Below are 24,950 nucleotides of genomic sequence, written 5' to 3'. Positions count from 1 at the left end.
CGGTCACAGATCGGTACGCATGCCGGACGTATACCGGACGTATGCCCGCAACTGCCCCCCACGGGCCGGTAGATTCGCAGCATCCCAGCTTTCCGGCCACCGTGGAGACCCCGTGCGCGTCGTCATCGCCGAAGACCTGTTCCTGCTCCGCGACGGCCTGGTGCGGATGCTGGAGGCGTTCGGTTTCGAGATCGCGGCCGCCGTCGACAACGGACCGGAGCTGAGCAGGGCGCTCAAGGACCTTGAGCCCGATGTGGCCGTCGTCGACGTGCGGCTTCCGCCGTCCTTCAGCGACGAGGGGCTGCAGTGCGCTCTGGAGGCCCGCGCCGAACGCCCCGGGCTGCCGGTGCTGGTCCTCTCGCAGCACGTCGAGCAGCTGTACGCGCGGGAGCTCCTCGCGGACGGCACGGGCGGGGTCGGCTATCTGCTCAAGGACCGGGTCTTCGACGCGGACCAGTTCATCGACGCGGTGCGCCGCGTCGCCGCGGGCGGTACGGCGATGGACCCGCAGGTGATCCAGCAGCTGCTCTCGCGGCGTTCGCAGGAGGCGCCCATGGCGAAGCTCACAGGGCGCGAGCGGGAAGTGATGGAACTCATGGCGCAGGGCCGTTCCAATGCCGCGATCGCCACTCAGCTCGTCGTCACCGAGCGGGCCGTGGCCAAGCACACGTCAAATATCTTCGGGAAGTTGGGGCTTCCGCCGTCCGACGACGACAACCGTCGCGTGCTTGCGGTGCTGGCTTATCTGGACGGGTCCGACCGGGGCTGACCAGCATCATCTTGCCGCGCCCTCTCGTATAAGCACACAACACTCCATTAGCGTGCGCACCACATGTGTCAGCGGTGACCGTGATTTTCCGGAGAAGTGGAGCACGCCGTGGAGGACATCAACAGACGCACACTTCTGGGTACGGCCGGAGCACTCGGTGCGGGTGTGGCGCTGGGACCCAGCGCCGGTCCGGCGGCGGCCGTGCCCGGATTCCACAACGCGGCGGCCGCCGACATGAAACACGCCTCGGCCGCCGTGCGGCGTCTCCTCCCCGACCACCACGACCAGATCTCCTTCACGGCGCTCACGGACGGCGACGAGCGCTTCAAGGTCTCCGGCAGCGCGGGCAGCATCCAGGTCGCCGGCAGCTCTCCGGCCGTGGCGCTCACCGGTCTGCACTGGTATCTGAAGTACACGTGCGCCGCCCACATCTCCTGGGCGGGCAGCCAGACCGATCTGCCCGAGCAGCTTCCGGCACCGGGCAGTTCGTACGAGCGCAGCGCCACGGTGCCGCACCGCTTCATGCTCAACGACACGCACGACGGCTACACCGCCCCGTACGCGGACTGGGACCACTGGGAGCGGTTCATCGACGTGATGGCGCTGCACGGCTGCAACGAGGTGCTGGTGACGACCGGCTCCGAGGTCGTCTATCACCGTCTGCTGAAGGACTTCGGCTACTCCGACGTCGAGGCCCGCCAGTGGATCCCCGCGCCCTCGCACCAGCCGTGGTGGCTGCTGCAGAACCTCTCCGAGTACGGCGGCCCCATCTCCACCGCGCTGCTGGAGAAGCGCGAGGACCTGGGCCGGCGCATCGTGACGCGACTGCGCGAACTGGGCATGCACGCCGTGCTGCCCGGCTATTTCGGCACCGTGCCCGACGACTTCTCGGACCGGAACCCGGGCGGTACGACCGTCCCGCAGGGCGACTGGAACGGACTGACCAGGCCCGCGTGGCTCGACCCGCGCACGTCCGTCTTCCGCAAGGTCGCGGCCGCGTACTACAAGCACCAGAAGGACGTCTTCGGCGAGATCCGCCACGTGAAGATGGACTTGCTGCACGAGGGCGGCAAGGCGGGCAGCGTGCCCGTCCCGGACGCCGCACGGGCGGTGGAGAAGGCGCTGCAGACCGCGCTGCCGGGTGCCACGTGGATGATCCTCGGCTGGCAGAAGAACCCGCGACGCGAACTGCTCGACTCGCTCCAGCACAAGAACCGCGCGCTCGTCGTCGACGGCCTCTCCGACCTGGAGAAGATCAAGAACCGCGAGACCGACTGGGGCGGCGTGCCCTACGCCTTCGGCACCATCCCCAACTTCGGCGGGCGCACCACGATGGGCGCCAAGACCCAGATGTGGGCCGAACGGTTCGCGCAGTGGCGGGACAAATCGGGCAGCAAGCTCGTCGGCACCGCCTACATGCCGGAGTCCACTCACCGCGACCCGCTCGCCTTCGAGCTCTTCAGCGAGCTGGCATGGCGGGAGGAGGCCGTCGAGCGGAAGCAGTGGTTCGCCAACTACGCGCGGCTGCGCTACGGAGGGGACGACGAGAAGGCACGCAGCGCGCTGGCGGCGCTGCGGGGCACGGCGTACGAGATCATCAGCCCCGACGGCCGCCCGCACGACAGCATCTTCGCCGCCCGCCCCAGCCTCGACGCCCGCGCGGGGGCCCACTACGCCACGCACACTCCCGCCTTCGACCTCGCGGACTTCGACGCCGCGCTGACCGCGCTGCTGGACGTACGCGAATCGCTGCGCGGCAGCGACGCCTACCGCTACGACCTCGCCGATGTCGCACGCCAGGCCCTCTCCAACCGCTCGTGGCTGCTGATCGGCAGGCTGAAGGCCGCGTACGAGCAGGAGGACGCGGACGCCTTCCGCAAGGTCAGCAACCTGTGGCTGTCGCTGATGAAACTGAGCGACGAGGTCGCCGGCACCCACCGCGCGTTCCTGCTCGGCCCGTGGCTGGCCGAAGCGCGGAAGCTGGCCGGGGACGAGGCGGCCGAGCAGGACAAGCTCGAACTCACCGCGCGCACCCTGATCACCGCGTGGGCGGACCGGCCCGCCGCCGACAAGGGCCGGCTCGCCAACTACGCGAACCGCGACTGGCAGGGCCTCATCGGCGACTTCCACGAGCCGCAGTGGCGCGCGTACCTGGAGGAACTGGAGGACGCCCTCGCCGACGGCAGGACGCCGAAGAGCTTCGACTGGTACGAGAAGGAGGAGGCCTGGACGCGCGAGCACAAGACGTACGCGCAGCGTCCCTCCGGGGACGTCCACCGCACGGCGCGGCGCGTGCACGCCGCGCTGGCCAAGGCGCCGTTCCAGGGGAGCCTCTCCGCCGAGTCCGATCCGGCCACGCTCGCTCCCGGCTCGTCCGGCAAGTTCAAGGCCGTCTTCCGCAACGAGAGCGGGCTGCGCCCCACGGGCACCGTCGACTTCTCCCTCACCGGCCTCAAGGACGCCGAGCCGCAGGGCTCGACCTCGGTGCTCCGCGTCGGACAGGGCAGCCGCGCCGCCGTCTCCTGGCTGGTGCGGGCGCCGAAGGACGAACTGAAGGACCCGCTGAAGCCGCTCGACTACGAACTGGCGGTCGAGTACGGCCCCGAGGGCGAGCACCGGGTGCGGATGCCCCAGCCCGGCAAGCTCTACGTGGCCGGACCGCTGGACGACGACCTGTCCACGGTCAGCACCAACGACGCGGTCTTCGGCCAGCTCGGCCGCCGTTTCGCCGTCAACGGCGCCGGCGACGACATGTGGAAGGGCACCTCGCACTTCGGCGCCGTCTATCGCGAGAAGGCCATGCGGGACGGGGTCTCGGCGACCGTGCACGTCACCTCGCAGGAGGTGACGGGACCGTGGGCACGTGCGGGAATCATCGCCCGCAACGAACTGCCCGGCGCGGCCTCGCAGGGCTTCGTCAACCTTGCGGTCACACCGGACAACGGCGTGGTGCTCGCGTACGACTCCAACGGCGACGGCGAGCTCGACACGTACGAACGTGTCAGCGGCGTCGGCGCCCCCGTCACGCTGCGGCTCAGCCGCGACGGGCGCTCCTTCCACGGCGAGCTGTCCAGGGACGACGGCGCGAACTGGCGCTCGGTGGGCACCGTCACGGTTTCGGGTGTGCTCTCGCGGCAGGACGTCGGGATGTTCATGTCGGCGACCAACGGCGGCACGGGAGCCCGGGGAACGGTGGAGTTCCGCGACTGGGACGTGCGCTGAGCCTTCCGGGTCCGCCCCGCGAGCGAGCGGGCTCAGAGCTCAGGGCTGCGTCACCGTGCCCACCCAGTACTCGGCGAAGCGGCCTTCGCGGGCCCGCAGGATGTCGTTGCCGGTGAAGGTCACCGTGCCCTCCGGCGTGACGCCGCGGCCGGTCCAGCGGGCCGCGACCAGGTCGCCCTCGACGAAGGGCCCGACCTCCAGCGTGAAGGAGATCTCGCCGAACATCTCCCGCAGTTCGGCGACCGCCGCGGCTAGGGCGTGTCCGCAAAGTAGCGTCGTCCGCCCGTTAGGGCGGGGGCCGCGGGGTCTGGTGCGTGCGATGGCAAGGCGGAGGGAGGAGAGCGCAGCGGGCTGCGCCGACGACCGACAACGCAGCAAGCGTGCGTGCCAGACCCCGCGGTCCAGGCGGGACTTTGCGGACACGCCCTAGACCCTCGGGTCCCCGCACCTCACGTCCCGGCCAGTGGCCTGTGAAGTCGGGGCTGACGATACCGGTGGCGGCGCCGGGGCTGCCGTTCCAGAGGTCGTCGAGCCAGCGGCGGTAGAGAGCGTGCAAGGGTGTCTCCCGGCTCGGCTCCTGTCCGGGGTCCCGGCTCGGCTCCTGGCTCGGGTCCTGTCCGTTCACGGCCGCTCCGTTCCTGTAGCGACTTCCCTGTCGTGGCCCACATGCCGCGGGTACGTACGGACAGGACACCCCCTAGGGGCGGACGGTACGCGGTCGTGGCGTCGGCGCACCGGATGGGCCAGGTGACCAAGCCACCGGTCGTTCGTTCTCGTGAACGTGGCCCTTTCGGAAGCGACTTCGCAGCATTCAACGGCACCGTCCGGATCCGTCGACGTGGAGCAGGCCCAGGCGGCGCTCGTCGAGCACTACCCGCGCCTGGTGCGGCTGGCCTATCTCGTCCTGCCGCCCGCGCTCGCCCGGCACCGACGTGTGCTGACGGCGCATTCGCTGGTGCAGCGCGCGCTGCCGCGCGGCCGCGGCTCCGAGGAGGTGCGGCCGCTGCCGGCGCAGCGGCACGGCGGCTCCGACGCCGTCGCCGCGGGTCCCGGCAGCAGCGGCGACAGTCACGGTGACCGTGACGGTGACGCCGCCGCCCAGCACGAGGGTGCCGCTGACGCGCCCCGCAGCGGCGCCTACGCCTACCTCACGGCTCGTGTGCTGCGGGCGGCGCTCTCCGGTGAACGGCCGCGCCGCCTGGGCCCGTTGCGGATGCGGCCATTGCCCGTGCGGCCCGGTCTCTTCCCGCTCGTCCTGGGCCTCCGGCTGTTCCCGCGTTCCGGCGGCGCGTACGAACTCGCCCTGGAGAAGTCGCTGTCGGAGGTCTCGGGCGCCGCGCGCGCCGCCTGCGCCCTGCGCGGCTGGGAGGGCATGCCGGACGAAGAGGTGTGCCGCATGCTCGCTTCCGCCGGTGTGGAGGATCCCGCCGCCGCGCTCGCGGAGGCCGGCGCCATCCGTCTGCCTGCGGGCAGCAACGACCGGCCGGTGCTCGGCCCTTCGGAGTTCGACCCCTGCTCCCTCCAGGCGCGGCCGACCGATCTGCTGCGGCGCCGCCAGCACCGGCGCGCGGCCCTCGCGGCGGTGGCGGCGGTCGTCGTCTGCGGCGCCCTGCTGGGGCTGCCCGGCGACTCGTGGGGCCCCGACGGTGCGGCGGCGCCGCCCTACGCCCGTAACCCGGCGGCTGAAAAGGCCCTGGATCCGGGCGCGTTGACCCGCGTACCGGCCGACGCCTGGAAGCAGGCCTCCCGCGCGGACTTCTCCGCGTGGCCCGCCCGCGGCGACCTGACCCGCGACCGCGGTCTGCTGCGCCGGGCCCTGGCCGTGTGGGCACGTCCCGGCGGAAAGGTGGCGGTGTCCGTCACGCCCGGCACCCCCGCCGGGCCGCCTTCGGGCCCGCCCCAACTGCTGTACGCGGGACGGGTGGACGGCGCCCGCATCGTCCTGCTGCACGACGGACTGCGGGTGGCGCGGTACGCCGAGCCCGAAGGCGCGGACGGCGGCGGCGCGGTGCTGGACATCGCCCGTACGGACGGGGCGGACACGGCCGAGTCGGGTGCCCTGGTGATCTCGCGCAGCGACTCCAACGTCCGCTATCTCACGGCGCCTTGGGTCTCCAAGGCCGCGGAGGTCGATCTGCTGCGGCCCGAGGACGACGGCCGGCGGCTCAGCCGCGAGGACGACGGGGTGCTCACCTCGCTGACGGCGCCTTCGGACGACGCGCGCGAATGCCACCGCTGGCCGGGGCTGTTGCTGACCACGTCTGGGCAGTCCACACGTCATCTCTACACGGATCTGGGCGAGTTGACGGCGGTGCGGATCACCGGCGGAAACCCCGGCAAGAAGGTTCACGACGCCACGGGTGACTCGGCACGGTCGAGGCTCGCCCGCACGGCCTGCGGGTTCCGCATGCTGGTCGGGAGTGGCATGCGCACGGTCAACTCCTGGAATTTCGCGACGCAGTCGCTGCCGGGCGGCACGCTCTCGGCGTCCTGGACGTGCACGCGGGGTGAGACGTGGCGGGGCGAGGGCGCACGGATCTTCACCGGCTTCCGGCGGTCCGGTATGGAGCCGGGCGAGCAGGCGGTGTTCAACGCGCGTGCGGTGAACACCACCGCGTGCGGGCCGCGCCGGCCGCATGTGGTGAGCGGGACGCTGTGGAAGTCCGAAGCCGGCAACTGGTATGTGCTGGCGGCGGGCAGCCGCGAGGTGACGAGCATCCGGGTGTCCGGCGGATCGGGCGGGCCGAGCGGCACCGCGCAGGGGCGCAAGCTGATGGTGGCCGCGAAGAAGGGCACGAAGGTGAAGCTCTCCGCACGGCTGTCGAACGGCGAGAAGCTGGGCGCGGCGCGCTGAGCGGGATCCCGGGGCCGGAGCCGTTGAGCCCGGGAGCCCGGGGCGGTTTGCCCCCGGAGTCCCGGTGAAGTCCCGGGAGCAGCAAGGGCGTTGAGAAGGACCGGCCCGACCGGCCGGGCGCGTGCGGTCCGCCCTCGGCGGACCACCGGCCGGCCGGACCGGAGATGGGACCGGGCACGGAGCGGGGTCAGGGCAGCGCACGGGCACGGGCGCCGCCGGACGGTCACCCGCTCCGTGCCCGGGACCTGCCCGCTGCGCCCGCGTGAGCGGGTGCCTGGCCCGTTGATCCGCGTACGACGAGCTCCGGCTGGAAGACGAACTCCGTGTGCGGCACGGGGTTTCCGCGGATCTCCTCCACCAGCGTGTGCACCGCGGCGTTCGCCATCGCGCGCACCGGCTGGCGTACGGTCGTCAGCGGCGGGTCGGTGAAGGCGTTCAGCTCGGAGTCGTCGTATCCGACGACCGACACGTCGCGGGGCACGTCGAGTCCGCGCTGGCGTGCGGCGCGCACGGCGCCGAGTGCCATCAGGTCGCTGCCGCAGACGATGCCGGTGCAGCCCTCGTCCAGCAGGTCGCCCGCCGCCGCGTGGCCGCCCTCCACCGTGAACATGGTGTGCCGTACGAGCCCCGGTGCCCGGCCCGGTCCGGCGTCCTGCAGTTCCTCCTCGAAGCCCTGCGCCTTTCGGCGCACCGGTACGAACCGGTCCGGGCCGACGGCGAGCCCGATCAGCTCGTGCCCCAGCTCGCGCAGGTGCCGTACCGCGATGCGGGCGGCGGCCCGGTCGTCCGGGGAGACGAAGGGCGCGGCGATGCGCTCGTTGTAGCCGTTGAGGAGGACGTACGGGACTCCGCGGCCTGCCAGGCGCGCATAGCGGTCGGGGTCGGCCGTCAGGTCCGCGTGCAGCCCGGAAAGGAAGATGATGCCGGTGACGGCACGCGCGACGAGCTGCTCGACCAGTTCGTCCTCGGTGGCCCCGCCGGGCATCTGGGTGCCGAGTACGGGCGTGTAGCCGTAGCCGCTCAGGGACTGCTCGATGACCTGGGCGAAGGCCGGGAATATCGGGTTGGTCAGCTCGGGGATGACGAGGCCGACGAGTCCGGCGCTGCGCGGACGCAGGCGTACGGGCCGCTCGTACCCGAGCATGTCGAGCGCGGCGAGCACCCGCTGACGGGTCGAATCGGCCACGCCCGCCTTGCCGTTGAGCACCCGGCTGACGGTGGCTTCGCTGACCCTCGCCTGCCCCGCGATGTCCGCCAGGCGGGTGGCGGGAAGCGCCGAGGCCGGAGCCGTCATGCGCCGGCTCCGGTGCCCGTGGCCGCCGTCCCGGCTCCGGTGCCGTCGCTCGCCGGTCCGGTGCCGTCCGCGGTGCTCCACCAGGCGGTGGTGTCGGCCGGCAGCGGCCCGGTGCCCTCGTACGGACCGCTCGCAAGCATCAACTCCCCCGGGGCGACGGGGAGTCCGGCAAGCTCAGCCGGCTTCGCACCGGTGTTGGCGGCGCATACGAAGCCGCCGCGGCGAAAGGCGATGACCCCGTCCGGTGCGGGCAGCCACTCGACCGACTCCCCCGCGCCGAGCCCGGGGTGTTCACGGCGCAGCCGCAGCGCGGTGCGGTACAGCTCCAGGGTGGAGTCCGGACGGCCGGTCTGTGCCGCGACGGACAGCTCGCCCCAGTCCGCCGGCTGCGGCAGCCAGCTCCCGCCGTCGCCGAAGCCGAAGGAGCTGCCGCGCCGGTCCCAGGGCAGCGGCACACGGCAGCCGTCGCGCAGTCCCTCCTGTCCGTTGTCGCGGAAGAAGGACGGGTCCTGGCGGGCCTCGTCGGGCAGTTCGGTGACCTCGGGCAGTCCCAGCTCCTCGCCCTGGTAGACGTACGCGGAGCCGGGCAGCGCGAGCATCAGCAGCGCGGCGGCGCGTGCGCGGGGCAGCCCGCCGCCGAGGCGGGTGCGGTGGCGTACGACATCGTGGTTGGAGAGCACCCATGTGGCGGGCGCGGCGACGGGCCGCATGGCCTCCAGCGACTCGCTGACGACGGCGCGCAGCGCCTCCGCGTCCCAACCGGTCTGCAGATAGTGGAAGTTGAACGCCTGGTGCAGCTCGTCCTCGCGTACGTAGAGGGCGGTGCGCTCGGAGCTCGGCGCCCACGCCTCGGCGACGCCGATGCGCTCGCCCGGGTACTCCTCCAGGACGCGCCGCCAGTCGCGGTAGATCTCGTGGACGCCGTCCTGGTCGAAGAAGGGCAGGCGCGCGTTGCCCAGCAGCCGCAGCTGGCCCGTCTGTCCGGTGTCGGGGAGACCCTCGGCCTTGACAAGGCCGTGGGCGACGTCGATGCGGAAGCCGTCGACGCCCAGGTCCAGCCAGAAGCGCAGCACTGTGCGGAACTCGTCGTGGACGGCCGGGTGTTCCCAGTCGAAGTCCGGCTGCTCCGGTGCGAAGAGGTGCAGATACCACTCGCCGGGGGTGCCGTCCTGTTCCTTCACCCGCGTCCAGGCGGGGCCGCCGAAGACGGACTCCCAGTCGTTGGGCGGCAGTTGGCCGTGCTCGCCCTTGCCGGGACGGAAGTGGTAGCGCGCACGGGCGGGCGAACCCGGGCCCTCCTCCAGCGCGCGCCGGAACCACTCGTGCCGGTCGGAGGAGTGGTTGGGCACGATGTCGACGATGACGCGCAGGCCCAGGCCGTGCGCGTCCTCGATCAGGGCGGCGGCGTCGGCCAGTTCGCCGAAGCGCGGATCGACGGCCCGGTAGTCGGTCACGTCGTAACCGCCGTCGGCCTGCGGCGAGGCATAGAAAGGGCTGAGCCACACGGCGTCCACGCCGAGGCGGGCGAGATACGGCAACCGGGACCGTACGCCCGCGAGGTCGCCCATGCCGTCGCCGTCGGCGTCGGCGAAGGAGCGCGGATAGACCTGGTAGATGACGGCGTCGCGCCACCACCCGGTGTTCCGCCGGTGTCCTGCGGCGTCGGCGGGAGCCGGTGTGCCGGCGTGTGCGAGATGCTGGGTCATGTCATCCCTGAGAGATAGAGGTGTGCGGGGGCGGGGCGCGGGGACGGTCAGGCTTTCGTCGCACCCGCGGTGAGCCCGGCGACGAGATGGCGCTGTGCGAAGCCGAACACGACCGCGGCGGGCACCGCGATGATGACGGCCGCAGCGGTCATCGAACCCCAGTCGGAGCCGTACCGGTTGACGAACGTCTGCAGTCCGCCCGCGAGGGTCAGATTCTCCTCGCCCGTCATGAAGGCGGTGGCGTAGGCGACTTCGGCCCACGCGGTCACGAAGGTGTAGAAGCCGGTGACGGCCAGACCCGGACGGGCCAGCGGCAGTATCAGCCGCCAGAAGGTGCCGAAGGGGGTGAGCCCGTCGACGCGCCCCGACTCGTCGATGTCGACGGGGACGGTGTCGAAGAAGCCCTTCATCATCCACGCGCAGAACGGCACCGCCACCGTCAGATAGGTGATGATCAGGCCGACGGGCTGGTTGAGCAGGCCCAGGCTCGCCATGGTGTTGTACAGCGGCACGATGAGCACGGCCATCGGGAACATCTGCGTGATCAGCAGGACCCACATCAGCGGCCGCATGCCGGGGAAGCGGAACCGGCTGATGGCGTAACCGGTCGTCGCGGCGATGAAGACGCCGACGAGAGTCGTACCGACGACGACGATCAGCGAGTTCCCCAGCCACGTCAGGAAGTGGGTGTCGGCGACCACGTGCGTGTAGTTGTCCACCGTGAAGTCGCGCACCAGGGCGGTGGAGAACGACTCGCTCTTCGGCTTGAAGGACGTCACCAGCAGCCACAGCGGCGGGAAGAGCGCGACGGCCGTCGCCGCAAGCAGCCCGGTGTGCAGGCCGAACGCGGCGACCGGGCCCCGCGTCCCCCGCCGTCTCGGGGCTGCGGTCCTCACCGGGGCCGTCTTCGCCGGGGTCATCTCCGTGGCGGCCATCGTCACCACACCTCTCCCTGGCGGCGCAGCGCCCGCCTGTAGACGACCGTGAACAGCGAGAGCAGCACCAGGATCAGCACGCCCCAGGCGGCCGAAGTGGCGAAGTCCCGCGGGCTGTTGATGAAGGACAGCCGGAAGGCGTACGTCACGAGGATCTCCGTGGAGTCCTCCGGGCCTCCCCTGGTGAGCAGGTAGATCACCGGGAACATGTTGAAGGTCCAGATGGTGCTGAGCAGTACCACCGTGCTGCTGACCGTGCGCAGGCCCGGAAGCGTGATGTTGCGGAACCGCTGCCACGGCCCGGCACCGTCCATCTCGGCCGCCTCGTACAGCTCGCCCGGAATGCCCTGCAGCGCCCCCAGCATCGCGACGATCATGAAGGGGACGCCGAGCCACACGTTGACGGCGATGACGGCGACCTTGGCCCAGAGGGGATCGCCGAGCCACGGCACCGCGTCGATGCCGCCGCCGTCGAGCACCTGGTTGAGCAGGCCGTTCTTCTCGTTGAAGAGCATCTTCCACGCGAAGACCGAGACGAAGGCCGGGATGCCCCACGGCACGATCATCCCGATCCGGTAGAAGGACCGGCCGCGCACCTGCCTGTTGAGCATCACGGCGAGCGTCAGGCCGAGCACGAAGGTGACGCCGACGCACCCGGCGGTCCACACCACGGTCCACCCGAGCCGGTCCCAGAAGACGCTGTCCCCGAGGATCGAGACGTAGTTGTCGAGGCCCGTGAACTTGTACGTCGCGGGCAGGTGGTTGACGCCGATGACGCGTTCGACGTTGGCCTCGTCGGCGTCGGTGAGCGACAGGTACACGCCTCGCAGCAGCGGATAGCCGATGATGACGCCGATGACGACGACGACCGGGGCGACCATGGCCCAGGCGTACCAATACCGCGAGACGGCCCGGCTCAGCCGTCCGCTCCCCCCGCTCCTCCTGCCGGTCCTTTTCCCGTTGCTGTTCCGGTTCCCGCGCCCGTGGCCGCGGGCGGCACCGCTCTCGCCGCCCGCGGCCACGGGAGCCGGCCGGCTGCCGGTGGTGGTCTCCACAGCCATCGCCCCTCGGCCGTCCCCTCCGCCCCTCGGGCTTACTTGTAGTCCTCGTCCTTGAGCAGCTTGCGGAAGCCGTCACCGACCTTGTCCGCGGCCTCCTTCGGGCCGCGTCCGCCGCTGAGCACGGCGTCCATCTGGCCCCGTACCGGCTCGAAGAGGGAGTTGCCCTCCGCGATCCACGGCCGCTGGACGGCGTTGTCGACGGCGGGCTTGAAGAACTCGACCATCTTGTTCTCGCGCACCGAGGGCTTGTCGTAGACGGACTCGCGTGTGGGCAGCAGGCTCAGCTCCTCGGTGGTGCGCTGCTGCACCTCGGCTGAGCTCATGTATTTGGCGAACTCCTGCGCCGTACACAGGTTCTTGGTGCCCGCGTACACGGAGAGGTTCCAGCCGCCCTGCGGCGACCCGGCGGCCTTGCTTCCCGCCGGTACGGGTGCGACGCCGAGGTTGTCCTTGTCGTCCTTGAACTCCTTGCCCTGCTGGGCTCCGGCGATGTCCCACGGCCCGTCGACGATCATGGCGACGTCGCCGTCCTGGAAGGCCTTCAGGCCGTTCTCCTGGCCGTCGCTGCTGTCTGTGACGGCGGCCTTGGAGTCGACGAGGTCCTTCATCCGCGCGAACGCCTTGGCGCCGGGCCCGTCGTCGACGGTGATCTTCTTCGCCGTGGGGTCCACCAGGTCGCCGCCCTCCCCGTAGAGGTAGGGCAGGAACCAGTACGGATCGTCTCCCCGCAGATAGAGACCCGTCTTGCCGGTCTTGCTCTTGATCTTCTTCGCGGACTTCTTCAGCTCGTCGAAGGACTCCGGCACTCCGACGCCGGCCTCCTTGAGCATCTTCTTGTTGTAGAAGAGGCCGAGGGTGTCGGTGACCTGCGGCACGGCGTAGGTCCTGCCCTTGAAGCGCGTGCTGCCCGCCGCCGTCTTGAGGTAGTCGCCGGCGTCGTCGAGTGCGGGCGTGCCGTCGAGCGGGGCGAGATAGCCGAGGTTGGCGAAGTCGGCGACCCACGCGACCTCGGTGCGCATCACGTCCGGGGCGCCGGAGTTGCCGCCGGCGGCGTTCTTGAACTTCTGGTTCGCGTCACCGAAGTTGACGTGCACGTACTTCACATCGACCTTCGGATGCTTCTTCTCGAAGTCCTCGGCGATCTTCTTGTACGTGCCCTTCTCGGCGTCGTTCGAGGTGTCCCAATAGGTGACGGTGCCCGCGATCTCGCCCTTGCCGGCGCTGTCGCTGCTCCCGCCCTCCCCGCCGCACGCCGTCGCCGTCAGTGCGAGCACCGCTGCCGCCGCGGTGACTGCTGTGACACGCCGCATGTCCATCCCTCCCACCTGTGCCCCTGGGCCTCCGGCCCGGGGGACCCCCACCTCGGCCTCCGGCCTTCGGGGACAGCCTCGGCCTCCCGCCTCGGGAGGCCCCGGCGTCTGGACGGCGCCGGATGCCGAGGAACGTAACGGCGGTGAACGAGATTACGCAAGAGCTTGCGGCAACTTTCAGCAAGAGCATTTCGGACCACAGCCCCCGGGCACTGTGTGCAGTGATTGCAACGGCGGGTACAGTCCAGCCCTGTGACCGCACGGCTAGCTGACATCGCAGCACAGGCGGGGGTCAGCGAAGCGACGGTCAGCCGCGTCCTCAACGGCAAGCACGGCGTCGCCGCGGCCACCCGTGAATCCGTCCTCGCCGCCCTCGACGTGCTCGGGTACGAACGCCCCGTCAAGTTGCGGCACCGCAGCGCGGGCCTCGTCGGACTGATCATCCCCGAGCTGGAGAACCCGATCTTCCCTGCCTTCGCGCAGGTGATCGCACAGGGCCTGACCCGGCAGGGCTACACGCCCGTGCTGGCGACGCAGAGCCCCGGCGGTTCGACGGAGGACGAGCTGACCGAGATGCTCGTCGACCGCGGCGTCGCCGGCATCGTCTTCGTCTCAGGGCTGCACGCCGACACCACCGCCGACATGCAGCGCTACGAACGGCTCCGCGGCCAGGGCGTGCCCTTCGTGCTCGTAAACGGCTACTCGGACAAGGTCCGCGCCCCGTTCATCTCGCCCGACGACCGGGCCGCGATGAGACTGGCCGTCACACATCTCGCCGAACTCGGCCACCGGCGCATCGGACTGGCCCTCGGCCCCGAGCGCTTCGTGCCCGTACAACGGAAGATCGAGGGCTTTCTGCACTCGATGCGGGAGCAGCCGGAGGCGGCGGGCGGGCAGGCCGGGGCCCCCGCACAGGCGGAGCACCGGGCGAGGCAGTTGATCCAGCACTCCCTCTTCACGCTGGAGGGCGGACAGGCCGCCGCGAGCGCGCTGTTGGACCGCGACTGCACGGCCGTGGTGTGCGCCAGCGACATGATGGCGCTCGGCGCGATCCGGGCCGCCCGGCAACGGGGCATGGAAGTCCCCGCGGACGTCTCGGTGATCGGCTTCGACGACTCCCCGCTCATCGCCTTCACCGATCCCCCGCTCACGACGATCCGTCAGCCGGTGACCGCCATGGGGCAGGCGGCGGTGCGTGCACTGCTGGAGGAGATCGGCGGCACGCCCGCTCCGCACAGCGAGTTCGTCTTCCTTCCGGAGCTGGTCGTACGCGGTTCAACTGCCTCTGTCCCCTCGGTCGCAGGGAGGACGGAAGGGGCCGGATACCCGACCGCAGGATGATCGCAGAGGTGTCCCCTTCTGGCAGACTGTCCCCTCATGGGGGCATCCACCACGAGGACCGGACGGGCAGACAGAACGGCCACTGAAAGGCCGGAGAACGAGTATCCCGCGGCGGGCGGATCCGAAGCCGCCGAGGAGAGTGACAGAGCCGGCGCGGCGCAGCGGTCACGTGCTGCGCGGCGGCCCACCATCTGGTTCGAGATCGTCCTCGTCGCCGTCTTCTACGCGGTCTACTCCGCCATCCGCAACGCCGTGCCCGAGCAGCGCATCCAGGCCCTCAACAACGCCGACTGGGTATGGGAGACGGAGCGGCTTCTCGGCATCGCCGTCGAGGATTCCATCAACCACGCGGCCGAGGGCGTCACCTGGCTCATCCTCACGATGAACTACTACTACGCGACGCTGCACTTCGTCGTCACCATCGGTGTGCTGGTCTGGCTCTACGCGGCGCACCCCGGCCGCTACGCTGCGACGCGGCTCGCCGTCTTCGCCACCACCGGCATCGCCCTTCTGGGGTATTACATCTTCCCGCTGGCGCCGCCCCGTCTGATGCGCGGCGACGCGTTCATCGACACCGTGCAGGTGCACCAGACTTGGGGCTCGATGGCGTCCGGCAATCTCGCCGACATGTCGAATCAGTACGCGGCCATGCCCTCGATGCACATCGGCTGGTCCGTGTGGTGCGGCATCACGATCGCCGCCCTCGCGAAGCCGCTGTGGGCACGCTGTCTGGGCGCGCTCTATCCGCTGGTCACCCTGATAGTGATCGTGTGCACGGCCAACCACTTCTGGCTGGACGCCGTGGGAGGCGTCATCTGCCTTGGCTTCGGCTTCGCGCTCTCCTACGGCTGGTACGGGCGAGTCGCCTACCGGCTGCCGAGACTCGCGGCCGCGACCTGAGCCAGTGGACCAGCCGAACACGCCTTCGCCGCAACGGCGGCCGGCCACGACGGCGAGGGTCCGGCGGTGTGGAGACGGCCGAACCAGCACGTCCGGTCGGCCCGTTGAGGGCAGCCGTTCAGCCCTCGTAGAAGAGCCGCTCGGCGACGGCACGGGCCCGCCGCGTGACGCGGCGGTAGTCGTCCAGCATCTCGCCGCTGCCGCCGGCTTCCGCGGCCCGCGGTCCAGGCCCGGCCGCCTCGTATCCCAGATAGCGTCCGACGGCGCCCAACTCCCGTGCCTCGGACGGAAATGTGTCCCCCGCCCGGCCGCGCACCAGCATCACCGCGTTGCGCACGCGCGTCGCCAGCAGCCACGCCTCGTCCAGGACGGCCGCGTCCTCCTCGGCGATCAGCCCGGCCTCGCGGGCGGCGGCCAGCGCGCTGCGCGTACGGGTCGTGCGCAGCTCCGGTACTGACGCGGCGTGGCGCAGCTGGACGAGCTGCACCGTCCACTCCACGTCGGCGAGCCCGCCACGTCCCATCTTGGCGTGGGTGGTGGAGTCCGCACCGCGGGGCATGCGCTCGGCCTCCATTCGGGCCTTCAGCCGCCGGATCTCGCGCAGCGACTCGTCGCTCAGCCCGTCGGCGGGATACCGCAGCGGGTCGACGAGTCCGGTGAAGCGGCGGCCGAGCTCCGCGTCGCCCGCGACGGGGGCGGCGCGCAGCAGCGCCTGGCTCTCCCACGCCGAGGCCCAGCGGCGGTAGTACGTCGCGTAGGAGTCGATGGAGCGCACGAGCGGACCGGACTTGCCCTCGGGGCGCAGATCCGCGTCGATGACCAGAGGCGGGTCGGTGGTGGGCAGCTGCAGCAGCCGGCGCAGTTCGGTGGCGACGGCGAACGCGGCCTTGTTCGCCTCCTCTTCGCTCACGCCCTCGCGCGCCTCGTGCACGAAGAGGACGTCCGCGTCGGAGCCGTAGTTCAGTTCCTGCCCGCCGAAGCGGCCCATGCCGATCACCGCGAAGCGCGTGGGCAGTTCGTCGCCCCACTGGCTGCGTACGGCGGCGCGCAGCGCGCCCGCGACGGTGGCGGAGTTGATGTCGGTGAGCGCCGAACCGATGCGGTCCACGGCCTGCGACGGCTCCTCCGTGGGCAGTTCCTCCGTACCGTACGCGCCGATGAGATCGCCCGCGGCGGTGCGGAACAGCTCGCGCCGCCGCACTCCGCGAGCGGCGGCGACGGCCGACTCGGCATCCTCCGCGCGGCCGACGGCGGCCAGCACCTCCTGCGTCAGGGCCTCGCCCGAACGCGGCAGCAGCCCGTGCTCGTCGCCGAGCAGCGCGACCGCTTCGGGGGCGCGCAGCAGCAGGTCGGGGGCGAAGCGCCCGGCGGAGAGGACCCGGGCGAGGTTCTCCGCGGCGGCGCCCTCGTCGCGCAGCAGCCGCAGGTACCAGGGGGTGTTGCCCAGCGCGTCGGAGACCTTGCGGAAGCCCAGCAGCCCCGCGTCGGGGTCGGCGGAGTCGGCGAACCAGCCCAGCAGCACCGGCAGCAGGGTGCGCTGGATGGCGGACTTGCGGCTCACTCCGCTGGCCAGCGCCTCCAGGTGACGCAGCGCCCCGGCCGGGTCGGCGTAGCCGAGCGCCTCCAGACGCTGCCGTGCGGCGCGCGGCGACAGCCTGGCCTCGCCGACCTCCAGCTGTGCTACGGCGTCCAGCAGCGGCCGGTAGAAGAGCTTCTCGTGCAACCGCCGTACGGCCGCCGCGTGCCGCCGCCACGCCTTGTGCAGCTCCGCGACGGGCTCGCTGCGGTAGCGGAGCGAGCGGCCCAGCCTGCGCTGGTCCTCCTCGGCCTCCGGCATCAGATGCGTACGCCGCATCTTGTGCAGCTGGATGCGGTGCTCCATGGTGCGCAGGAACCGATAGGCGGCCTCCAGCTCCGCGGCGTCCCGGCGTCCGACATAGCCGCCGACGGCGAGCGCGTCCAGCGCGGCCAGCGTGGTGGGGCTGCGCAGCGTCGCATCGGAGCGGCCGTGCACCAACTGCAGGAGCTGCACGGCGAATTCGACGTCCCGGAGCCCGCCCGGGCCGAGCTTCAGCTCCCGTTCGACCTGGGCGGCGGGGATGGCCGCGACTACGCGGCGGCGCATCTGCTGCACGTCCGGAACGAAGTTCTCCCGCTCCGCCGCCTGCCAGACCATCGGGGCCACCGCCTCGACGTACGCCTCGCCGAGCGCCGAGTCGCCGGCGACCGGACGGGCCTTCAGCAGCGCCTGGAACTCCCATGTCTTCGCCCAGCGGTTGAGGTAGGCGAGGTGGGAGTAGAGCGTCCGCACGAGCGGGCCGTTGCGGCCCTCGGGGCGCAGGTTGGCGTCGACGGGCCAGATCGTGCCCTCCGCCGTGGTGTCCGAGCAGATGCGCATCAGACGGGCCGCGAGACGGCCCGCGGCCTGCAACGCCGCCGATTCGTCAGTGCCTTCCACGGGCTCGGCGACGAAGATGACGTCCACGTCCGAGACGTAGTTCAGCTCGCGGCCACCGCACTTGCCCATGCCGATGACCGCGAGCCTGCACGCCGCTGCGTCCTCCGGCGCCTCCGCCCGCGCGATGGCGAGCGCGGCGCGCAGTGTCGCGGTGGCCAGGTCCGCCAACTCCGCGGCGGTACGGGCCAGATCGCTCGTGCCGCACACGTCCCGTGCCGCGACGGAGAGCAGGGTGCGCCGGTAGCAGTGCCGCAGTTCGTCGGGCCCGCTCGCCGCACCGACGGCGGCCTCGAACTCCTCGACGCCGGGGTGCAGATCGGCGGCCTCGTACGTCACGAGCGCCTGCCAGTCGTCGGGATGGCCGGCCAGATGGTCGCCGAGCGCCTCGGAGACCCCAAGCACACCGAGCAGCCTGTCGCGCAGCGGCTTGCTGGTCAGCAGCGTGTCCACCAGCCGCTGCGGGTCCTCCTGCGCCTCGACGAGCCGTACGAGCCCGCGCAGCGCGAGGTCGGGGTCGGCGGTGGCTGCGAACGCGTCGAGCAGCCCGGTGTCGGTGCGCACCTCCCCCAGGCCGGGGGTGGCCAGCAGCCCCTCGGCGGCGGCGGGTTCGGTGAAGCCGCGCCTGATCAGTTGTCCGTACCGGCTGTCCCGGCGCCCGCCCTGCACCTGACCGTCCTCCGTCGTCTACTCTCCCGAGTCTGTCTCTGCTTGCCCGGTCCAATGCCGCGAATGCGGCCGACGCCCGTGCCGCGAATGCGGCCGACGCCCGTGCCGCGAATGCGGCCGACGCCCGTGCCGCGAATGCGGCCGACGCCCGTGCCGCGGATGCGGCCGACGCCCGTGCCGCGGATACGGCCGACGCCGGTGGCGCGGATGCGGCCGGACGGCCGGTGCCGCCCGATGCGGCCGGGGCCTCACAGCACGGGCAGACTCTTGCGCAGTTCGAAGGCAGTGACCTCGCTGCGGTACTCCTCCCACTCCTGCTTCTTGTTGCGGAGGAAGAAGTCGTACACGTGCTCGCCCAGGGTCTCCGCGACGAGCTCGCTGCGCTCCATCAGCGTGATCGCCTCGCCCAGGTTCTGCGGCAGCGGCTCGATGCCCATCGCGCGGCGCTCGGCGTCGGAGAGGGCCCAGACGTCGTCGTCGGCGCCGGGCGGGAGCTCGTAGCCCTCCTCGATGCCCTTGAGGCCTGCGGCCAGAAGGGTGGCGTAGGCGAGATAGGGGTTGGCACCGGAGTCGAGGGAACGCACCTCGATCCGGGTCGAGCCCATCTTCCCCGGCTTGTACATCGGCACGCGGATCAGCGCACTGCGGTTGTTGTGCCCCCAGCAGATGTACGACGGGGACTCGCCGCCCTCGCCGGCGGTGCGGTTGGCGCCGCCCCAGATGCGCTTGTAGGAGTTCACCCACTGGTTGGTGACGGCGCAGATGTCGCCCGCGTGGGTGAGCAGCCCGGCGATGAACGAGCGGCCGACCTTGGAGAGCTGGTATTCGGAGCCGGACTCGTAGAAGGCGTTCCGGTCGCCCTCGAACAGCGACAGGTGGGTGTGCATCCCCGAGCCGGGATGCTCGGAGAAGGGCTTGGGCATGAAAGTGGCCTGCACGCCCTGTTCCAGCGCGACCTGCTTCATCACCAGCCGGAACGTCATGATGTTGTCGGCCGTGGAGAGCGCGTCGGCGTAGCGCAGGTCGATCTCCTGCTGGCCGGGGGCGCCCTCGTGGTGGGAGAACTCCACCGAGATGCCCATCGACTCCAGCATCGTGATCGCCTGGCGGCGGAAGTCCATGCCGACGTGCTGCGGTGTGTGGTCGAAGTAGCCGGAGGAGTCCGCGGGCACCGGCCGCGTGCCGTCCACGGGGCGGTCCTTGAGCAGGAAGAACTCGATCTCGGGGTGGGTGTAGAAGGTGAACCCGAGGTCGGAGGCCTTCGCGAGGCTGCGCTTGAGCACGTAGCGCGGGTCGGCGTACGAGGGCGAGCCGTCCGGCATGAGGATGTCGCAGAACATCCGGGCCGTGCCCGGGGCCTCGGCCCGCCAGGGCAGTATCTGGAACGTGCTCGGGTCCGGCTTGGCGATCATGTCGGACTCGTAGACGCGCGCGAAGCCCTCGATCGCGGACCCGTCGAAGCCCATGCCCTCGTCGAACGCCTGCTCAAGCTCCGCGGGCGCGACGGCGACGGATTTGAGGAAGCCGAGAACGTCGGTGAACCACAGCCGTACGAACCGGATGTCGCGCTCCTCCAGCGTGCGGAGCACGAATTCCTGCTGCTTATCCATAGTCACCCATCCTCGCTGGTCGGGGTGGCTCCTCGCACCCGGTGACCCGGGGACGGAGCGGCACCGCAGGAGCGCGGACCCCGCCGCCACGGGCCAGCCGCCCGGGGTTCCGGGGCAGGCCGGGCGAGCATCCCACCTCAAGGTTTCCGGGGCGTTGCGCGTGCCCCGTGACCTCACGCCGCTCCCAGTAGACCACGGGAGGGGGACGGCGACGCGAGCCGGGAAAGCCGGACCGCGCGGGGTCCGGCGGGCGGCCCCGGGGCGGGCCGGCGGCCCGGAGGTACCGCAGTCCGGTGGTCCAGCGGGGTCCAGTGGTGTCCAGCGGTCCTGCGCTGCAGCAGCACGGCGCCGGGAGAGGCCCGGGAAAGAATGGAAGCCGCGGTCCGGTAGTGGGGGATACCGGACCGCGGCTGGGTGTTGCCTGGCCGGGGCGCCTCGGGCGGCGCCCGGCCGTGTGGTCGTGAGTCGTGAGCCGTCCTGCCCGGCGACGTCACGCATTGAAGTTCGCACACCGGCAACCGGAAGAACAAGAGTTACCGGCCAGTGTGCCAATCGACATCTTGTGGTGCGTTCTTCGCGGGTCGGACACCCCCTCGGAGCCCGCTCAGACCGCCCCGTCGGCGCCGGGTCCCGGCACGGCCGGCAAGGTCGCTTCCGCAGGCTGCGAGACCCAGCCGAGGCTGGCCGCGCGCATGCCGAGCTGGAAGCGCGTACCGGCGCCGAGCCGCTCCATCAGTCCGCTCAGCCGCCGCTGGAACGTGCGGTAGCTGACGCCGAGCTGGCGGGCCATGACCTGATCCGTCAGACCCGTCGTCAGCAGCGCCAGCAGCCGCGCCTCGTCCGGGCTCGGGGCGTCGCCCGCGCCGCCCGGACGGCCGGCCAGATAGGCGGAGAGCGGCAGCGCACGCGCCCACAGCACCTCGAAGAACTCGCAGAGCGCGTCCAGCAGTCCCGAGGGGTGCACCACGACGCTGCTGGCCATCTCGTGCGGCGCGGAACGCAGCGGGATCAGTGCGACCCGGTCGTCGGCGACGAGCAGCTTCGTGGGGGTGTCGGCCATCACCCGTGCCTCTTCGCCCAGTTCGGCACACGCCTCGATGTCGGTGTCGATGCGGTGGAAGGTCTCCAGGCCGTGGGTGTCGTAGATGACGCGGTAGCCGATGCCGCGCCGCATCGTCTTCGCCTGCACCGGCATCATCCCGGTCTTCGGGTCGAGCCGGTCCGGGTCGCTGTTGGCGTACGGGGGCCGGTCTATGCCGCGTATCTCGCTGGTGGCGCTGTGCTGGAGCTGGTCGACCTGCTGGATCACGGCCGCACGCCCCGTGACGATCTCGACCAGGTCGACCGGGTCGCGAGCCGTGGCGTTGGCGCGGAAACGGGAGGCCAGCAGCTGGATGTGGCGGCGGGTGCGGTGGATGGCCTCCTCGCGGGCCAGCAGGAGCGACTCGAAGGCGACCTCGGGCGCGACGGGCAGGAACCGCTCCTCCCCGCGCCGCTCCCCCGGATACCGCCCGACCAGGCCCAACTTCTCGAGCGCGGCAAGGTTTTCGCGTACTTTCGCCGCGCTCAGACCCAGCGCCGTACGGAGTTCGGCGACAGTGACCGCTCCGTCGACCAGCGCTTCGTACGCCTGCTGTTGAACAGGTTCGAGCCCGAGTGACTCCAGCATGCCGATCCCCCTGTGCGGTGGCGAGTTCACGTCACTGACCGATGCCCGCCAGGCGGGCATCGAATCCAGTACACCAGGTATCGAAATCCTGCGGATACCCTCGTGTAGGGGTAGCTGCATGCTGGATACGGTTGTGAAGCTCCCGTGAACAGCCAGTGACGGCCGACGGCGCAAAACACCCGGAATCGCAGGCTCCGGCGGTGTGGCCGTCCACAGCACACGGCCCTCCGCATCGCGTCAGAAGGACGATTACAGTGGGCTCGTGCCCCAACTACGTCTCGCCCTGAACCAGATCGACTCGACCGTCGGCGACCTCGAAGGCAACGCCGAGGCGGTCGTGACGTGGACCCGCCACTCGGTGGGACAGGGAGCGCATCTCGTGGCGTTCCCGGAGATGATGCTGACCGGTTATCCGGTGGAGGACCTGGCGCTGCGCGGCTCGTTCGTGCAGGCCAGCCGCGCCGCGCTGCGCACGCTCGCGCGCCGGCTGGCCGACGAGGGCCTGGGCGAGGTGCCCGTCGTCGTCGGCTATCTCGACCGCGCCGAGCAAGTACGGGCCACGCTGGGCAGCCCCGCGGGCGCGCCGCAGAACGCCGCGGCCGTGCTGCACCGCGGCGAGGTGGCGCTGGCCTTCGCCAAGCACCATCTGCCCAACTACGGCGTCTTCGACGAGTTCCGCTACTTCGTGCCCGGCCAGACCCTTCCCGTCGTCCGCGTACACGGGGTCGACGTCGCGCTCGCCATCTGCGAGGACCTGTGGCAGAACGGCGGCCGTGTGCCGGCCGCCCGCACCGCGGGGGCCGGACTGCTGCTGTCCGTCAACGCCTCCCCGTACGAGCGCGACAAGGACGACACCCGCCTCGAACTCGTGCGCAGGCGGGCGCAGGAGGCCGGCTGCACGACCGCGTACCTGGCGATGACCGGCGGCCAGGACGAGCTGGTCTTCGACGGCGACTCGATCGTGGTCGGCCCCGGCGGTGAAGTCGTCGCGCGCGCACCGCAGTTCGAGGAGTGCTGCGTCGTCCTCGACCTGCAACTGCCGGCCGCCGCCGACAAGCCGCCCTCCGGCACGGTCGACGACGGGCTGACCGTGGAGCACGTGATGCTCTCCGAGGACCCGCTGCCCGCGTACGAGCCGGAGGCCGAGGGCAGCGAAGCACCGCGCATGGAGGACGACGAGGAGATCTACACGGCGCTCGTGACCGGCCTGCGCGCCTACGCCGCCAAGAACGGCTTCCGCTCCGTCGTGCTCGGCCTCTCCGGCGGCATCGACTCCGCGCTCGTCGCCGCGATCGCCTGCGACGCGCTTGGCCCGGACAACGTGCACGCGGTCTCGATGCCCTCCCGCTACTCCTCGCAGCACTCCAGGGACGACGCGGCCGAGATGGCCCGGCGCACGGGGCTCAACTTCCGTACGGTGCCGATCGGTCCGATGTTCGATGCCTTCATGGACGGCATCGAACTCACGGGCGTCGCCGAGGAGAACCTCCAGTCGCGGCTGCGCGGCGTCACGCTGATGGGCATCTCCAACCAGGAGGGCCACATCGTCCTCGCGCCCGGCAACAAGTCCGAGCTGGCGTGCGGCTATTCGACGCTCTACGGCGACTCGGTAGGCGCGTACGGGCCGATCAAGGACGTCTACAAGACGAACGTCTTCCGCCTGGCGAAGTGGCGCAACCGTGCCGCCGCCGAGCGGGGCGAGACGCCACCCATCCCGGAGAACAGCATCGCCAAACCGCCGAGCGCGGAGCTGCGCCCGGGCCAGGTCGACACCGACTCCCTCCCCGACTACGACGTACTCGACCGCATCCTGAAGCTGTACGTGGACGGGGACGTGGGCCGCGAGGGCATCGTCGAGCGCGGCTTCGCCCCGGAGGTCGTCACGCGGGTGCTGCGCATGACGGACGCCGCGGAGTACAAGCGGCGCCAGTACCCGCCCGGCACGAAGATCTCCGCCAAGGGCTTCGGCAAGGACCGCCGCCTTCCCATCACCAGCCACTGGCGGGAGTCCGCCGCCGGGGAGTGAGCGTGGGGCCCGCGGGCCGGCGGGCGTCCGTCAGCGCTTGCGGGCCAGGCCGCCGTACATGGCGTCGTCCTGCTCGTCCACCGGTGGGGCGCCGGGCTCCGGGTTCCAGCGGTGGGCCTGTACGACGCCCGGGTCGACCAGGTCCATCCCCTCGAAGAAGGCGGACGCCTCGGCGTGCGTGCGCAGCTGCATGGGCATGCCGCGCCGCTCGTACTCCTGCGCCACGCGGCCGACTTGGCGGGGCGCGAAGTCGGCGGTCCCGATCGTCGCGGCGAGGTAGCTGCCCGGGGGCATCGGATCCAGCAGCCGCCGGACCAGGTCGTGATCACCGTCCCCGGACAGGATGAAGTGGAGTATCCCGATCACCATCAGGCCGACCGGCTCCGTCAGATCGAGGGTCGCCTCCACGGCGGGGTCGGACAGGATGGCGTCCGGGTCGCGCATGTCGGCGTCGACGTACGCGGTGCGGCCCTCCGGGCGGCTGGTGAGCAGAGCCCTGGCGTGCGTAAGGACCAGGGGATCGTTGTCGACATAGAGGATCCGTGACTCCGGAGCCTCACGCTGGACGACCTCGTGCAGGTTGGGAGAGGTCGGCAGGCCCGTGCCGATGTCGATGAACTGCCGTATCCCCGCGTCCCTTGCGAGGTACCGCCCCGCCCGGTGCATGAACGCCCGGTTCTCACGCATGTGCACGGGCAGAGCGGGCCATTCGGCGACCATGGCGTCGCCGGCCTCCTTGTCCACGAGGTAGTGGTCCTTGCCGCCGAGGATGTAGTCGTAGACCCGCGCGGAGTGCGCCTCGCCCGTGTCCGCATGCTGGGGGCCGCTCGCAGAGTTCATCGTGCTCCTCGGGATCGCTGCATGAGGCGGGGGCCGGCGGGACGGTTCACGGTGTCTCTGCCCTCCTCTGCCGGAAGCCATTGTGCCCGCTGTTCCGGTCCGGTGTTCCCGTCCGGTGTCTGTGGTGGACGGCTCGACTCGCCCTGGAATCAGGGCGGTTGGCGTCGCCTTCGAGAGGTGACGGTCAAGTGACGGCCAAGACTGCTGACGCCCTGTGCGACGGCGCGGCGCGCGCGCGTAGGAGGCCGGTACGTGTGCGGGTACGTGTGCGTGTGCGTGCGGGACCCCG

16 protein-coding genes are annotated in these 24,950 nt (G+C 71.2%); 6 read left to right on the top strand and 10 right to left on the bottom strand.

All coding sequences use genetic code 11. The features are described from left to right. Nucleotides 1-112: 112 nt before the first annotated feature. Entirely contained in the window at nucleotides 113-769 is a 657-nt protein-coding gene (locus ACSMXX_RS24385) for a LuxR C-terminal-related transcriptional regulator (protein ID WP_473180832.1), read from the top strand. Nucleotides 770-877: 108 nt separating this feature from the next. Then, the gene (locus tag ACSMXX_RS24380) at nucleotides 878-3,991 is read left to right on the top strand and encodes an alpha-N-acetylglucosaminidase (protein WP_473180831.1); all 3,114 of its coding nucleotides are present in this window, start codon (nucleotides 878-880) and stop codon (nucleotides 3,989-3,991) included. Nucleotides 3,992-4,030: 39 nt separating this feature from the next. Here the strand turns inward: ACSMXX_RS24380 and ACSMXX_RS24375 are convergent, their stop codons facing one another. After that, nucleotides 4,031-4,414, bottom strand: a complete 384-nt coding sequence (locus ACSMXX_RS24375; RefSeq protein ID WP_473180830.1) for a nuclear transport factor 2 family protein — start codon at nucleotides 4,412-4,414, stop codon at nucleotides 4,031-4,033. Nucleotides 4,415-4,829: 415 nt separating this feature from the next. On the opposite strand from ACSMXX_RS24375, the gene ACSMXX_RS24370 reads away from it, so the two are divergent. Beyond that, nucleotides 4,830-6,845 (top strand): hypothetical protein, encoded by a 2,016-nt coding sequence (locus ACSMXX_RS24370; protein ID WP_473180829.1) that lies wholly within the window; start codon nucleotides 4,830-4,832, stop codon nucleotides 6,843-6,845. A gap of 223 nt (nucleotides 6,846-7,068) precedes the next feature. On the opposite strand, the gene ACSMXX_RS24365 is transcribed toward ACSMXX_RS24370, so the two are convergent. Genes ACSMXX_RS24365 through ACSMXX_RS24345 form a run of 5 tightly spaced genes read right to left on the bottom strand, consistent with a single transcriptional unit; the run spans nucleotide 7,069 to nucleotide 13,151 of the window. Then, nucleotides 7,069-8,139, bottom strand: a complete 1,071-nt coding sequence (locus tag ACSMXX_RS24365; protein ID WP_473180828.1) for a LacI family DNA-binding transcriptional regulator — start codon at nucleotides 8,137-8,139, stop codon at nucleotides 7,069-7,071. After that, the gene (locus ACSMXX_RS24360; RefSeq protein ID WP_473180827.1) at nucleotides 8,136-9,845 is read right to left on the bottom strand and encodes a glycoside hydrolase family 13 protein; all 1,710 of its coding nucleotides are present in this window, start codon (nucleotides 9,843-9,845) and stop codon (nucleotides 8,136-8,138) included. Before ACSMXX_RS24360 ends, ACSMXX_RS24365 begins: the two co-directional genes overlap by 4 nt. Before the next feature lie 47 nt (nucleotides 9,846-9,892). Beyond that, entirely contained in the window at nucleotides 9,893-10,765 is an 873-nt protein-coding gene (locus ACSMXX_RS24355) for a sugar ABC transporter permease (RefSeq protein WP_473184942.1), read from the bottom strand. Between the two features lie 17 nt (nucleotides 10,766-10,782). After that, the gene (locus ACSMXX_RS24350; RefSeq protein ID WP_473180826.1) at nucleotides 10,783-11,841 is read right to left on the bottom strand and encodes a carbohydrate ABC transporter permease; all 1,059 of its coding nucleotides are present in this window, start codon (nucleotides 11,839-11,841) and stop codon (nucleotides 10,783-10,785) included. A gap of 32 nt (nucleotides 11,842-11,873) precedes the next feature. After that, nucleotides 11,874-13,151 (bottom strand): extracellular solute-binding protein, encoded by a 1,278-nt coding sequence (locus ACSMXX_RS24345; protein WP_473184941.1) that lies wholly within the window; start codon nucleotides 13,149-13,151, stop codon nucleotides 11,874-11,876. Nucleotides 13,152-13,403: 252 nt separating this feature from the next. On the opposite strand from ACSMXX_RS24345, the gene ACSMXX_RS24340 reads away from it, so the two are divergent. Both ACSMXX_RS24340 and ACSMXX_RS24335 read left to right on the top strand, forming a co-directional pair. Beyond that, nucleotides 13,404-14,492, top strand: a complete 1,089-nt coding sequence (locus tag ACSMXX_RS24340; protein WP_473180825.1) for a LacI family DNA-binding transcriptional regulator — start codon at nucleotides 13,404-13,406, stop codon at nucleotides 14,490-14,492. Between the two features lie 36 nt (nucleotides 14,493-14,528). Further along, nucleotides 14,529-15,392: a phosphatase PAP2 family protein gene (locus ACSMXX_RS24335; protein ID WP_473180824.1), complete on the top strand. Its 864-nt coding sequence runs from the start codon at nucleotides 14,529-14,531 to the stop codon at nucleotides 15,390-15,392. Nucleotides 15,393-15,510: 118 nt separating this feature from the next. Here the strand turns inward: ACSMXX_RS24335 and ACSMXX_RS24330 are convergent, their stop codons facing one another. From ACSMXX_RS24330 to ACSMXX_RS24320, 3 genes are all read right to left on the bottom strand, one after another. Then, nucleotides 15,511-18,516 carry a bifunctional [glutamine synthetase] adenylyltransferase/[glutamine synthetase]-adenylyl-L-tyrosine phosphorylase gene (locus ACSMXX_RS24330; RefSeq protein WP_473180823.1) on the bottom strand — a complete coding sequence of 1,002 codons (3,006 nt, stop codon included), beginning with the start codon at nucleotides 18,514-18,516 and terminating at the stop codon, nucleotides 15,511-15,513. A 248-nt stretch (nucleotides 18,517-18,764) separates the two neighbouring features. Continuing rightward, nucleotides 18,765-20,126, bottom strand: coding sequence for a type I glutamate--ammonia ligase (glnA, locus tag ACSMXX_RS24325; protein WP_473180822.1), 1,362 nt, complete (start codon nucleotides 20,124-20,126; stop codon nucleotides 18,765-18,767). A gap of 604 nt (nucleotides 20,127-20,730) precedes the next feature. Then, the gene (locus tag ACSMXX_RS24320) at nucleotides 20,731-21,795 is read right to left on the bottom strand and encodes a TrmB family transcriptional regulator (RefSeq protein WP_473180821.1); all 1,065 of its coding nucleotides are present in this window, start codon (nucleotides 21,793-21,795) and stop codon (nucleotides 20,731-20,733) included. A gap of 262 nt (nucleotides 21,796-22,057) precedes the next feature. On the opposite strand from ACSMXX_RS24320, the gene ACSMXX_RS24315 reads away from it, so the two are divergent. After that, a complete protein-coding gene (locus ACSMXX_RS24315) occupies nucleotides 22,058-23,821 on the top strand; it encodes an NAD+ synthase (protein ID WP_473180820.1) in 1,764 nt (587 codons plus the stop codon). Nucleotides 23,822-23,851: 30 nt separating this feature from the next. Here ACSMXX_RS24315 and ACSMXX_RS24310 read toward each other — a convergent pair whose 3' ends face one another. Then, a complete protein-coding gene (locus ACSMXX_RS24310) occupies nucleotides 23,852-24,661 on the bottom strand; it encodes an SAM-dependent methyltransferase (RefSeq protein WP_473180819.1) in 810 nt (269 codons plus the stop codon). Nucleotides 24,662-24,950 lie beyond the last annotated feature (289 nt).

Source organism: Streptomyces sp. DSM 116795 (assembly GCF_055792905.1).
This window is presented reverse-complemented; position numbering and strand designations above follow the sequence as displayed.

What these genes read in the sequence shown, in the direction of transcription:
- ACSMXX_RS24365 (WP_473180828.1), bottom strand. Translation starts at nt 8,139, where the DNA reads ATGACGGCTCCGGCCTCGGCGCTTCCCGCCACCCGCCTGGCGGACATC.
- ACSMXX_RS24360 (WP_473180827.1), bottom strand. Translation starts at nt 9,845, where the DNA reads ATGACCCAGCATCTCGCACACGCCGGCACACCGGCTCCCGCCGACGCC.
- ACSMXX_RS24355 (WP_473184942.1), bottom strand. Translation starts at nt 10,765, where the DNA reads ATGACCCCGGCGAAGACGGCCCCGGTGAGGACCGCAGCCCCGAGACGG.
- ACSMXX_RS24350 (WP_473180826.1), bottom strand. Translation starts at nt 11,841, where the DNA reads ATGGCTGTGGAGACCACCACCGGCAGCCGGCCGGCTCCCGTGGCCGCG.
- ACSMXX_RS24345 (WP_473184941.1), bottom strand. Translation starts at nt 13,151, where the DNA reads ATGCGGCGTGTCACAGCAGTCACCGCGGCGGCAGCGGTGCTCGCACTG.
- ACSMXX_RS24335 (WP_473180824.1), top strand. Translation starts at nt 14,529, where the DNA reads ATGGGGGCATCCACCACGAGGACCGGACGGGCAGACAGAACGGCCACT.
- glnA (WP_473180822.1), bottom strand. Translation starts at nt 20,126, where the DNA reads ATGGATAAGCAGCAGGAATTCGTGCTCCGCACGCTGGAGGAGCGCGAC.
- ACSMXX_RS24320 (WP_473180821.1), bottom strand. Translation starts at nt 21,795, where the DNA reads ATGCTGGAGTCACTCGGGCTCGAACCTGTTCAACAGCAGGCGTACGAA.
- ACSMXX_RS24310 (WP_473180819.1), bottom strand. Translation starts at nt 24,661, where the DNA reads ATGAACTCTGCGAGCGGCCCCCAGCATGCGGACACGGGCGAGGCGCAC.